Here is a 12938-nt window from a genome sequence, read left to right on the forward strand (position 1 = left end):
CTACCCCCTGATAGCTTTTGCACCAGTAACAAGTTCTTCATCAAGACCCTCCACTATCAAAGTGGGTAATTTCGCGATCTCAGCCTCACCGAGTGTTGCTACAGAGTAACTGAGGACCTTGGATGCCCCTGGAGAAACACTTAACTTCCATATATAATCAAAATCACTACCCATGCTTATCACCTTGGGTTCCGGTACCGCATTTTTGATTTCAAAAGGTACCATGTCATGTACATTGAAATCCTGTTTTTTACTGGTGTAATTCTTAGCCCTGATGGAGATCTTTGCACCTCCATTGCCATCTGATTCTACAATTCTGTCTACCAGAAGATTACCCATAACCTTTGCAACTACAGGGTTTATGTCAGGAATGTCACGTTCAAGAGTTTCAGCAAGTTTGCTGGCCATCTTTGGCAGCACTTTTGTGATGATAATCTCTTTCTCACGTCTCTTTTTAAGATTATCACGCTTATTGAGATACCTGTTTAACTTTCTGGAAACTTCCTTGATGGCAAGTTCTATCTCATCTTTAATTTCAGGTATTTCTGCAACCGCGTCCTTTGATTCTGATGTGAACGGAACATTAGTTGAGGCTACATGAACCAGAATAACCACAGGACCTGTTGGAAGTCCGCCACCTGGCTGATTCAGACCATACTGTTTCCACTTAACAGACTCTATTGCATGAGTGATAACACATCCTCCCTGCTGATACAGGAGAGGAACCCTGTTGGCAAAACGCATGATATCCACACGGTCATCTTTCTGGAGTTCGCCGCCAAAGGCAATTCCAACTTCTACGATGAAAGGATTGCCTGAAAATACAGATGCATTTCTGGTAGTGGTGGCGATGAAATCAACACTGAATTCCTTCTCAAGTCCCTTATAGATAAGGTCCTCACCGATAGGTGAAAGGCAATCCGTAGGAGGAGCCATTATCTTTACCTTTGAGAATGCATCCAGAAGCTTGCGGGACTGTTCTCTTGTCATCTCATGAGGATCGAGATCCGGATCGAGACCAGAAGCCTTGCATATCTCTTCTGCGGCAAGATGGCCGATCTTTGAGAAAGAATAACGCAGGAATGGGGAAAGTTTCTGCCTTTCAGTGTACCTCAGCATTTTCATGAGAGTACCCAGTTCAATTCCATGAGGGTGTGGAAGAATCTCTTTTGCAGGGACAGGAAGTTTGTCTGTTGCCCTTTCAAATGTCTCCTGGTTCCCATCAGGTTCGATAAGGGTGATTCTTGCATGAGGATTCACGATTGCCGTAGCTTTCAGATACTCGTAGATAGACTGGCGTCTTCCCTTTACATAGGAAGCTTCCATTTCCATTTCAATGCGAGTACCATGCGGCCTGTCCCAGTCCACCACATCATCTTTGAGTATCTCAGGCTCATTGGTGCTGGTATTTATCATTAGCTCGTAATAATGAGCAGGCATTCCATGACCAATTTTAGATATGATCTTTGTATGATGACCGGATGTCAGTTGCGAATAAAGTACCGATGCCGATATACCTATACCCTGCTGACCACGACTCTGTTTCAGAGCATGGAACCTTGAACCGTAGAGGAGTTTTGCAAAGACCTTTGGGATCTGCTCTTTGATGATACCAGGTCCGTTGTCTTCTACGATAATTACAACGTTATCTTTTCCCGAACGTTCTATGTGAAGGAAAATATCAGGGAGAATTTCCGATTCCTCACATGCGTCAAGGGAGTTATCCACTGCTTCCTTGACAGTTGTTATTAGACTGCGCGGGGCTGAGTCGAAACCCAGAATTTGCCTATTCTTTTCAAAAAACTCGGCAACACTTATTGATTTCTGGTTTTTGGCAAGTTCTTCTGCAATTGGATTATCCATAAAAGTATCATCCTCGTCCGTTATTGATCACTATCCCTTGTGACCAGAAAACAATAACCGGGAATATATAAAAATGTTTTTTCAGGATCAAGGATATGTCTTTTCCAGGATCCTGTTTTAGAGAAAACTCTATGATTTGCAGTGAATGTGCTTAAAATTAAAAGAGAGATGAGATTTATTTCAGCTCTGCTCCCACAATTGTCTGAGTCGCAGTGACTGACTCGGTTTCACGTATAAGATCGACTATGCTATTGAGACTTCCAAGGTCACCAACCTCAATGATCACAACAAAGTCATATTCTCCAAAAACATGATATATATCCTTTATACCCTCAATTCTGTTGAGTTCGTTAAAAGCTGCCCTTTCACTACCAGGCAGTACATTTACCATAGTTACGCCTATTACCATTGTATCACTTAGACAGAAGTAGGATGCAAAGTATTTAGACGTTTTCAATAATACATTTGAGGCTCAAATAAGCAGGAAAAAGTATAAAAGTATTTTCGCAATCAATCACCTTATTTTAAAATTTACCTCATCATAATGATGAGTATGAGGATAATCTTTATATACCAAGAATATCATACTAATGATTGATGAGCGGGTTATCCTCTTTTTGACAATAACCCCCACTCCCCAACCCGCTCATACTCCACTCCACTTTTCTTATCTAAAACATTAAACAACCAGATAGCCAAAGCTGTTTTTCATATTATACAATATAAACTCCAAGAATCAATTATTATGAACATAGAAGTATGATAAATCATACAAATGCATACATTGGTTTTATAAAAATAACAGACCACTTTTTTCCATTATGTTACACAATTCATACAGAACAATACAACAATCAAAATAAAAGCAGATGATGATATTTCATTAAAACAGCCACTTCATTTGAAAACAAGTCTGCGAATAGAACAATTATAGGGGACTAGATTGAGACCCAAAACTTTGAGACAAGAAAGAAGAATGAGCATCAATAATAAACAGCAGCATATGCCATCAAATACAGAGAGATACTACGCAATATGAATAATTAAATATTCACAAATGCATATATGCATAGAAGAATAGATATCAAATAGTGTATGCTCTGATATACAGGATACATAGTATATAATTTGCAGTAAAGCCGATTGAAGTGGAGTTATACAAAAAACACAAATCAGAATCCAACCTCGGTGAGATCAGAAATCAAATAATGTTTTTTGTGGTTTTGCTGCAACTTCCTTCTTAGCAGGTGCTGAAGAGTCATTATTCTTAGCAGAGTCTTTTCCAAAAGCAGCATCTAAAGAAGTACTATCTGATGCTGGCAGACTATCAAAACTAAGCTGAGAAGGATCCTTCTTTGGTGCAGCCTTTTCGACAAAAAATGCGGGCTCATCTGCAGGGATGAATACCTGGCGCTTTTTCTGTGCCTCATCGTAGATCGCCTGGAGCTTTTTTGTAACCTTCTTTGCTCCAGCCATGTGAAGCATTTCATCCATATCCAGCCCAAGAACAGCAACAACATCCGCAGCATATTCATCTTCCTGAATTAGACGGGAATACATACCTGCTACCTCAAGACGGGAATATCGCATTGACTCATTGCAATGAGAACCAATTTTCACAGCAATGTTATTCCTCATATTACGCCTTGAACGCATCTGTCCCATCTTACGCCAGAGAGAAGGTGGCTGATATTTTACAAATCCTCCACGCACTCTGGATTTAGAAACTACCGTACCGCCAGTCATGAGCATGCCTGCGTAACGCCACATGCGATAGTTCTGGCGTCTGCGAACACGACCAAGGAAACGGTCTGAGCGGGAAAGATAGGAATATGCAGTAATAATATCGGAAGTCAAAGCTTCCTCACCTTTACCAGTATACTGGTACGGAATATTTTCATCAACCCAGTGGATAAGATCCTCCGGTGTTTCATCCAGGTTATAAGTTGCCTCCAGGGCAGATGAAACATCCTTGCCTTTGAATATCCTTCCAACCACCTTGAATATGGATTCTTTATTATCGCGTTCTGAGATTGAAATGTCCTCAATATTAATCTCAGTACGACCCATTGCAATAGCCTGCAGATCATTTACAGCACTTCTGAAATCGCCATCTGCGGATTCTGCGATTTTCTCGATCACACCCACACCGCACATAACACCTTCCTGTGCAGCGATCTTCTTTAGTGCAGGGATCATTGAGCGGGACTGTACTGAACCAAATTTAAGTTCAAGACATAAAGAACGTAAAGTGGATGAAAGTCCATAGATATCGTTGGCTATCAAGACAATGGGCTGACTGGCTTTCTTTATAACATCAACTATTGCGCGTGCACCTCCACGGTCACTATTACCATGAAGATTATCAGCTTCATCAAGAATTATGAGCCTCTTATCAGAAGTGCCAGTAAGAGTTTTCATCGTAGATGCAGAGCCTGCAACCTTTTCAATAACACCTGCAGTTCTCTGGTCACTGGCATTAAGCTCAATGACCTCCCAGCCCATATCTCTGGCAAGCGCATGTGCAGATGAGGTTTTACCAATACCTGCCTGACCGTGCAGTACTGCTGCTCTTTTTTCAGGTATTCCAAATTCCCATTGCTCGCCCCAGTTCCTGAGATCATCTATCACTTTCTTGTGGCCAACCACATCGCTCAGTGAGACTGGCCTGTACTTCTCTGCCCATTCCATCTGCACAGTCATGTTATTACCCAATATTCAGGAAAAGTAATTAATGTTTGCACCACTTTGTTGTTCTGATTGATATTATTGATGGTAGAGGTATCATCCATGGGATCAAAAAGCACGGAAAATCTCCTGGGCCTTATAGAAAAAAGGGCATTGCAGAACAGGGCAAGAGTTGCCATAGGAGTACGCAATCCAAGTCCCAAAATGCTGAAGAGTGCCAGGGATGCACACGTTGCAGGATATGCACATGTGATGCTGGTAGGTAACAAAAAAGAGATCGAAGATATAGGTACAGACCTTGAGATAATAGGAACGAACGATCCCGAAAGAACCCTGGGAGACCTGCTCAAGTCCAGATATGTGGATGCTGCGGTCAGAGGAACAGCAGGAGCCTCTCAAACATTATCACATCTCAAGAAGATACTGAACCAGGAAAGCCTCCATAGAATAGCATTATTGCAGACTAATGATGGAACACCTTTTTTTATAGCACCCGTTGGAATCGATGAAGGAAACCAACTGGCTGACAAGATAGAATTCATCAAGCTTGGTGTTGAGTATATAAGAAGATTTAACATTGAACCGGTTGTTGGAATATTATCCGGTGGAAGACTTGGCGACCTTGGACGTAACAGCCGTGTTGACCAGACCCTGGCTGAAGGAGACTTCATCGTAAACAGGATAAGAGAACAGGGAATCGATGCCAAACATTATACCATCCTAATAGAAGATGCAATAAAAGAAGCGAATTTCATACTTGCCCCGGATGGGATTTCAGGAAATCTGATATTCAGGACCCTTGTATTCCTGGGTGGAGGATATGGTTTTGGAGCACCGATACTGATGGATGATTACGTATTTGTTGACACATCCAGAGTCGGAGGTCACTATACCAAGGCAATAATGCTTGCCAGTGCACTGGTTGGCAAGCAAGAGGCAAATACTGACAGCCAGTGACAACAATATTTTATACAGGATGCATACAATCTAATTTATTAAATTCATTTTATCCATAGGGATGATATTGCGGTAATTAATAATTCATAGGGAATGAGCGATATGGAAGCTGTACTGATAAAAGGAAAAACAATCGCTTCTGCATGGTCTCAATTGATCCGTGAGATCTATGAGAAGGGAGAGGAGCATAAGCCGGACTATAAGACAATGACAAAGAGGGTCCATGCCACCATATATATTGAGGACGTGAACAACAATCAGGTTAGCCCTGCTGTACCCTTTGGAGAGAATCTGATAGCCAAATATAAGGAAGAACTTACTGAAGAATACGCAGACTGGTACAATTCCCTGGAAGATGATGATAAAAGAAAATTTGACTATTGTTATGCTAAACAGTTGTTCAGGTACGGACAGGCTGCATATGATAGTGTAAATGCCAATGTGAAGAACCTGAGACCAGGATCAAGAAGACATGTAGGCGTACTCTGGGAAAATGAAGTGCACATCCCTAAATTTGAAGACCAGCCATGCTGGATAGCCTACAAATTAGAACAACTAAATGATACACAGGTAAGGATATATCTGCTTTACAGGTCATGGGACGCTTTTGGTGGATTCCCTGCAAATATCCCTGCTATTGTGGAAGGATTCAAAAAGGTATTCAGAGAAAATGACCTGAATTATGATATTGAATCACTTATTGCAACAGGATGGGATACACATATCTATGACACTGATCTGCAGGCAGTGGAAAAGATATTCAAGACAAGTGAGTTATGCCCATTATGCAAATGCATAACACCAAAACACTCATTCATCCAAACAACCAGAGGCAAGGCTTGCCCGGAATGTAAGAAATCCATGTGATCTTACATTCATATTCTTTTTTTAGTACACTGCATGCAAGCTTACTTTTTTTACGGGATTTAATCCAGCTATTGCATCAGTTCTTTTGTTACTTTTTTTATTTTGAAATCATACACAATAAGCAACAATCATAAATTTTAAAATATAAATTCGATAATTATATATGTATGCTTCATGCATACATTAATGTGATTCCACTAATCAGACATTCAAGGAGAGATATACTATGAAAAGACTTACTATCAGCATGTCCGATGAGCTTTTTGACAAACTGGACGTAATTGAAAATAAAAGTTTGTTCATCAGAAAGCTTATAGAAAGAGAACTAGATGCTGTAGAGAATTTCTCTTCTGAAGAAGTCGTCCCCTGGAGTGAAGGTTTCAGTATTCTAAAAAAAGATGTTAATACAATATTCAGTCGTCTTGAAGAGATGGAAAGCAAACTTGCGGGAATGAATACTGTACATGAGAATGAACCTTTGATGCAGGAATCCTTAAACTCCATGGAACAGGACATTCCTGAATCATTCCCGGAACTACAGGACAATCTTACACAAACTATTGATACACATGAAAGTCAAGAACCCATACCCATTGATAAAATTCCAGCTGAGAATACTAGTACCCCAGACATAATTGAAGGCATTAGTGCAGACCACACAAATATTCCCGTACTTATTGAGACCGATGTTGGCATAACTTTGGAAGACGTGCAGGAGTCTGCCATCAATGAACCATACATTGAAAGTGTGAAAACTGAAGAGCCAGTAATTAGTGAAATACAAAATTCTGAACAAACTATGCCTGCAAACCTTCCAGAAGCTGCTGACACTGCACCATTGTTCAAAACCAGCATACAGGAACCAACACCAATGGAAATTGCCATCACAGAGGAACAAATCATTCCCGATAAAAGCACATTATTAAATGAAAATAATGAAGCAGTAGTTAGCCCATCCATACCTGAGACTGAAGTGCAAAATGAAGGAAATGACGAAATTTCTCGCGAACATAAACTCTCTGAACTGGTTGCAGAAAGAATTAATCAGGAAACTGAACTGGAAACCAATGATTTTAAAGAACCAGAAATCTCACCATCTATTCTCTCTGAACAAAATGCAACACAGCCAGAATTCAAGATGCCAGAATTCAAATCATCTGAGCAGGAAACACAACAACAGGAATTCAAGATGCCAGAATTTAAAACACCGGAGCAGGAGGCAGAACCTGCAGAGTTCCAGATGCCGGAACTGAAACTACCGGAATCTGATACGGCACAAACGGATTTCAAAATGCCAGAAATAAAACCACCAGAGCAGGAAATGGGACAAATGGAATTCCAGATGCCGGAATTCAAAATACAGGAACAAGAAATACAACAACCAGAGTTCCAGATGCCGGAATTCAAAACACAGGAACAGGAAATACAACAACCAGAGTTCCAGATGCCGGAATTCAAAACACAGGAACAGGAAATACAACAACCAGAGTTCCAGATGCCGGAATTCAAAACACAGGAACAGGAAATACAACAACCAGAGTTCCAGATGCCGGAATTCAAAACACAGGAACAGGAAATACAACAGCCGGAGTTCCAGATGCCGGAGTTCAAAACACAGGAACAGGAAATACAACAACCAGAGTTCCAGATGTCGGAATTCAAAACACCGGAACAGGAAATACAACAACCGGAGTTCCAGATGCCGGAATTCAAAACACAGGAACAAGAAATAGGACAGACAGCGTTTGCAATTCCAGAACTACAAACACCAGAAACGGCACCATTGTTCCCAGCGAATGATACAGAATCTGCGATGCAGGAAATGAAAACACCCGAAATACTACCTGTTACTGAAGAAGCGATGCCACCATTTAACGCAGGACCGGAAAACATTCCGGAAATGCAAAGTACAGAGCCTCAGATGCAAAACCCGGGTTCACAAAATAATACAAATAATGGAACAGGAACTAAACCTGACAAACTGGAAACCAATATTCTAATGTACATGCCGCGTGGAGCTAAAGTTAAAAAAGAGATCATCAAGAGCCTTGTATCACGCCAGTTCAGCCAGGAAGATATTGACAAGAAGATACAGGAACTGGTTGCAAGAGAGATATTAATACTCAAGCAGGAAAATGGTGTGGAACAGCTTCACAGGTTGAAATAGACATAATGAACACCTGAATTAGCACATCAGATAAGTCCTGACCTTTCAGAGGACATTTCTGAAAGGATAATTCCGGATGAACATTGTTTGCAAACATTACGGGAATGATCAAAACAATTATTGCAAACAAGCCTGCCGCATAGAGCACATGTGTTCAGACTGGATGCTGAGCCACATATAGAGCAAATACCTACCCGTTCCATAAGAAATAATCACGTGATCTTTAATCAAAAAACCGTCGGTCACCCATAAAAAAAGATTGCAGGCAAGAAATGTCTGCTATTTGAAATATAAAAAATAATCAAAGGGCATTACTCGATTATAGCGCCCTTGTTTGCGGAACTGACAAATTTTCTGTATCTTGCAAGATAACCGGTAACTTTCTTTTCCAGAGGAACAAATGTTTTCCTGCGCTCTGCAAGTTCTTCTTCAGATACATCCAGATCAAGCTTTCTTGCAGGAATATCTATTTCGACTATGTCGCCTTCCCTTACAAGACCAATCGGACCGCCTTCCTGTGCTTCCGGAGAGATATGGCCAATACATGGACCCCTGGTTCCACCGGAGAAACGACCATCTGTTACAAGAGCAACCTTGTCGATGAGTCCCATACCTGCAATAGCAGAAGTTGGAGAGAGCATTTCACGCATACCAGGACCGCCTTTTGGACCTTCGTAGCGTATAACCACAACATCGCCAGCAACGATCTTTCTGGCAAGAATTGCAGCCATTGCATCTTCTTCACTGTCAAATACCCTTGCAGGACCACTATGTATTAACATCTTGGGATCAACTGCTGCCTGTTTGACAACTGATCCATCAGGAGCGAGGCTTCCTTTAAGTACAGCAATTCCACCCTCCTTATGAATTGGAGATTCCATTGTACCCATGATCCTTGCATTGAGTTTTGGATTAATGATTACCAGGTCAGCAAGATTCTCACCAACTGTTTTTCCATTAACTGTTTTTTCATCAAGATTAAGACGGGACTGGAGTCTGGACATAATAGCCTGGACACCACCGGCCCGCTCAAAATCAAGCATATAGTTTTCCCCACCTGGTTTAAGGGAAATAAGATGAGGAGTACTTCTGCTAAGCCTGTCAAAGACATCAAGAGTTAGTTCAAGTCCAAAAGCATGGGCAATTGCAGGGAGGTGGAGTGTAGTATTTGTACTGCCACCGATTGCCATATCGACCATTATGGCATTCTCAAATGAGTTCAGTGTGACTATGCTACGTGGATTTAGGCCTTCATTGACCATGGAAACAATTCGTTCCCCAGATTCTTTTGCAAGTCTTATTTTCTTTGCATCCGCAGCATGAGCAGTGCCACATCCCGGAAGACTCATACCAAGTGCCTCGGTCATGCAGGCCATGGTGTTTGCAGTATACATTCCAGCACATGAACCGGCACCACTGCAGGAGCAATCTTCAAGAAGCTTCAGTTTTTCCTCAGATACCTGCTCTGACTGGCATTCTCCGACTCCTTCAAATACAGATATAAGATCCCGTGGTTCATCGTCAACATAACCAGGGATCATTGGACCGCCTGTGACTACAATGGCTGGGATGTCAAGACTTCCTGCTGCCATGAGATGACCAGGAGTTATTTTGTCGCATGCAGTCACCATGACCATACCGTCAAGCTGGTGACCCTGAAGGACAAGCTCTATTGAATCCTCGATTGCTTCACGGCTTGGAAGAGAATACTTCATTCCTTCATGACCCATGGCAATTCCGTCACATATACCAATGGTATGGAATTCAAATGGGACGCCACCGGCACTTCTGATACCTGCCTTTACAGCCTCTGCAACCTTGTCAAGGTGAATGTGACCAGGGATAAGCTCATTCCTGGAGTTCACAACTGCAATGAATGGCTTTTTCATTTCAGAATCTGTTACACCGGTTGCCTTCAAAAGAGAACGGTGAGGCGCACGTTCGAGTCCTTTCTTTGTCTTGTCACTTCTCATTGGAAAAACCTCGTTTGCTGCTTTTACGCATGCTTACAACTAATATAGGTAATGGAAAAAGGAATATATAAGAAGTATGTGCCACTCAAGATATTCCAATACATTGTAAATGTATATATGTAAATTCAATAACAAACACTAACATAATATTGTTAATAATACCATAGCATAACAATCCACATTTAGCATACATTTTCATAACATTACACTTTCATACAGGTACGAACTATTTTTGAGAGATACAAGTCAATCATATAAAATACGATTCATTATGATATGACACAATACGTCACGTATGAAGTTTAATCTTTGAAGAATACAGTAAGGATACAGAAAATATACAGAAAATATACAAAAAATTAATCACCCATTCAAACTAATCCGATTCTGTCGACAATGCTCATGTAATAATTAGTGCTAAGAACCAGAGAAAACAGATAGAGCTCAACAACAGGTGCAATTGAAAAGTAATTTGTTTAATGTATTTCATCCATACCGTCTGATTAAATATCCTTTAAGGCCTATATGCAAACATACTGAACACTGATGGACCTCATATATACATCATTTCAGAAAACGACATCAATGGGCACAGAAGTAACACATATAGTGCAATGAACATATTGAAACAGATATGTTTTAAAGTATATTAGATATTGTATCCATTTGATGAAATAGTACATGAAGAGTATATTAGATAGCATTCAGTTAACTACAAGTTACAATCAAAAACAAGAAGAGAAGCATGAAAGCAGTAATAATTGACGGATATGTAGACGAACCAGCCTGTTTCGGAGTTCCACCATACATATCCCCCTACATAAGGTACATAGCAGGTGCTTTAAGAGAAAAAGGGTTTCAGGAAGAGAATATATCCTATTTTACAATTGACAGTCTGCGCAAAGATATCACCGAGGCACCAAGACTCATAAATCGAGCAGACATAGTTGTAGTTCTTGCAGGCATGACTGTTCCAGGAAAATACCTGCGTTCAAAACCTATCAATATAGGAGAAATAGAAAGCATATTCAGTGCCACCAACGGAACAAAGATACTAGGAGGACCCATTCGACTTGGATTCTCCCTAGAAGGTGGGAAGAGGGCTGAATGTGATATTATAACCAGCACCGATGCATGTATTTCCAGCAAAGATATCGAAGCTTTTGTATTTGATATCACAGGAGACAACGCACAGTCCCCTGACAGTTATGATCACAGGTTCAGATCCATTGAAGAAATAGGAAGATGGAGTACAAAAGGCAGCTTCATTATCAAAAAACATCCCGACTATCCTAACGTGATGTGCGAGATCGAGACATACAGAGGATGTGGACGCAAACAGCACTGTTCATTCTGCACAGAGCCTTCTTACGGCAGCTCAGATTACAGACCTGTTAAAGATGTCATATCTGAAGTTTCAGAACTCTACAAACATGGCGCAAGATTTTTCAGGATTGGCAGACAGCCCGATATTTTAAGTTATCATGCAAAGGACAAAGGAGGAGAGATTCCCGAACCTGACCCACAGGCTATACGTTCCCTTTACAAAGGAATCAGAGATGTTGCACCAGATCTGAAAGTCCTTCACATGGATAATGCAAATCCGGGAACAATTGCAACCTATCCCGAACTTAGCAAGGAGATTTTCAAAACCATTATAAAATATCATACATCAGGAGATGTGGCTGCTCTTGGAATGGAAAGTGCTGATCCGGAAGTTGTCAGAGCTAACGGCCTCAAAGCAATGCCTGATGAGATATTTGAAGCTATTAAAATCATAAATGAAGTTGGAAGAGTCCGAGGAGCAAACGGAATGCCTGAACTTCTCCCGGGAATCAATATTGTTCACGGACTTATGGGAGAATCCAAAAAGACGTTTGAGTTAAACTTCGAGTTCCTCAAAAAAGTTCTTGATGAAGACCTGCTGCTTCGCAGGATAAATATCCGCCAAGTAATGGCATTTCCAGGCACCCGCATGTACGGAAATGATGAACTTGTAAGAAAGCACAAGCAGATATTCCTGAAATATAAGGAAATGATCCGAAAGGAGATCGATATGCCAATGCTGAAAAAGATAATCCCTGCAGGTACTGTGCTAAAGGATGTGATGTGCGAGGTAAATAGCGAAAGAATATGTTTTGGAAGACAGATGGGATCATATCCACTCCTAATAGGAATACCCGCAAACCAGCAACTTGGAGAATACATTGATGTTACAGTAACGAGACATGGCCATCGATCTATTACAGGGATACCATATCCACTGGATATCAATACCGCGCCCATTTCACTTATACAGGAACTCCCGGGAATAGCAAAAAAGCAAGCTATCCATCTTAATAAAGAATTACCTTTTAAGAATGCAGATGATTTTTCCCAAAGGACAGGAAAGAAAGAAATACTTCCATACATCAGTTTCTAAG

At 40.9% G+C, this 12938-nt stretch carries 9 protein-coding genes; 4 read left to right on the plus strand and 5 right to left on the minus strand.

Features of this window, described 5'->3' with window-relative positions; genetic code table 11:
• The 3 genes from BLP52_RS06650 to BLP52_RS06660 all read right to left on the minus strand — a co-directional run bounded on the left by BLP52_RS06650 (position 1) and on the right by BLP52_RS06660 (position 4566).
• On the minus strand, positions 1-1863 hold the full coding sequence (locus BLP52_RS06650) for a DNA topoisomerase VI subunit B (RefSeq protein WP_091709710.1): 1863 nt from the start codon (positions 1861-1863) through the stop codon (positions 1-3).
• Between the two features lie 175 nt (positions 1864-2038).
• Complete coding sequence (locus tag BLP52_RS06655; protein ID WP_091709711.1) at positions 2039-2272, minus strand: Lrp/AsnC ligand binding domain-containing protein; 234 nt, start codon at positions 2270-2272, stop codon at positions 2039-2041.
• 785 nt (positions 2273-3057) lie between these two features.
• Positions 3058-4566: a replication factor C large subunit gene (locus BLP52_RS06660; RefSeq protein ID WP_091709989.1), complete on the minus strand. Its 1509-nt coding sequence runs from the start codon at positions 4564-4566 to the stop codon at positions 3058-3060.
• Positions 4567-4653: 87 nt separating this feature from the next.
• Here BLP52_RS06660 and mtxX point away from each other — a divergent pair, with 87 nt between their 5' ends.
• The 3 genes from mtxX (at position 4654) to BLP52_RS06675 (ending at position 8542) form a co-directional block, all read left to right on the plus strand.
• On the plus strand, positions 4654-5508 hold the full coding sequence (mtxX, locus tag BLP52_RS06665; RefSeq protein WP_091709712.1) for a methanogenesis marker protein Mmp4/MtxX: 855 nt from the start codon (positions 4654-4656) through the stop codon (positions 5506-5508).
• Between the two features lie 93 nt (positions 5509-5601).
• Entirely contained in the window at positions 5602-6375 is a 774-nt protein-coding gene (locus tag BLP52_RS06670; protein ID WP_091709713.1) for a thymidylate synthase, read from the plus strand.
• A 226-nt stretch (positions 6376-6601) separates the two neighbouring features.
• The gene (locus BLP52_RS06675; protein ID WP_091709714.1) at positions 6602-8542 is read left to right on the plus strand and encodes a hypothetical protein; all 1941 of its coding nucleotides are present in this window, start codon (positions 6602-6604) and stop codon (positions 8540-8542) included.
• Positions 8543-8568: 26 nt separating this feature from the next.
• Here BLP52_RS06675 and BLP52_RS06680 read toward each other — a convergent pair whose 3' ends face one another.
• Positions 8569-8745 carry a hypothetical protein gene (locus tag BLP52_RS06680; RefSeq protein WP_091709715.1) on the minus strand — a complete coding sequence of 59 codons (177 nt, stop codon included), beginning with the start codon at positions 8743-8745 and terminating at the stop codon, positions 8569-8571.
• 108 nt (positions 8746-8853) lie between these two features.
• A complete protein-coding gene (gene ilvD, locus BLP52_RS06685) occupies positions 8854-10515 on the minus strand; it encodes a dihydroxy-acid dehydratase (RefSeq protein ID WP_091709716.1) in 1662 nt (553 codons plus the stop codon).
• A gap of 745 nt (positions 10516-11260) precedes the next feature.
• On the opposite strand from ilvD, the gene BLP52_RS06690 reads away from it, so the two are divergent.
• Positions 11261-12937 (plus strand): radical SAM protein, encoded by a 1677-nt coding sequence (locus tag BLP52_RS06690; protein ID WP_091709717.1) that lies wholly within the window; start codon positions 11261-11263, stop codon positions 12935-12937.
• Position 12938: the final 1 nt, after the last annotated feature.

The sequence above is a fragment of the Methanolobus vulcani genome, from assembly GCF_900100715.1.
GTDB classification, from domain to species: Archaea; Halobacteriota; Methanosarcinia; order Methanosarcinales; family Methanosarcinaceae; genus Methanolobus; species Methanolobus vulcani.

What these genes read in the sequence shown, in the direction of transcription:
- BLP52_RS06650 (WP_091709710.1), bottom strand. Translation starts at nt 1,863, where the DNA reads ATGGATAATCCAATTGCAGAAGAACTTGCCAAAAACCAGAAATCAATA.
- BLP52_RS06655 (WP_091709711.1), bottom strand. Translation starts at nt 2,272, where the DNA reads ATGGTAATAGGCGTAACTATGGTAAATGTACTGCCTGGTAGTGAAAGG.
- BLP52_RS06660 (WP_091709989.1), bottom strand. Translation starts at nt 4,566, where the DNA reads ATGACTGTGCAGATGGAATGGGCAGAGAAGTACAGGCCAGTCTCACTG.
- mtxX (WP_091709712.1), top strand. Translation starts at nt 4,654, where the DNA reads ATGGGATCAAAAAGCACGGAAAATCTCCTGGGCCTTATAGAAAAAAGG.
- BLP52_RS06670 (WP_091709713.1), top strand. Translation starts at nt 5,602, where the DNA reads ATGAGCGATATGGAAGCTGTACTGATAAAAGGAAAAACAATCGCTTCT.
- BLP52_RS06675 (WP_091709714.1), top strand. Translation starts at nt 6,602, where the DNA reads ATGAAAAGACTTACTATCAGCATGTCCGATGAGCTTTTTGACAAACTG.
- BLP52_RS06680 (WP_091709715.1), bottom strand. Translation starts at nt 8,745, where the DNA reads ATGGAACGGGTAGGTATTTGCTCTATATGTGGCTCAGCATCCAGTCTG.
- ilvD (WP_091709716.1), bottom strand. Translation starts at nt 10,515, where the DNA reads ATGAGAAGTGACAAGACAAAGAAAGGACTCGAACGTGCGCCTCACCGT.
- BLP52_RS06690 (WP_091709717.1), top strand. Translation starts at nt 11,261, where the DNA reads ATGAAAGCAGTAATAATTGACGGATATGTAGACGAACCAGCCTGTTTC.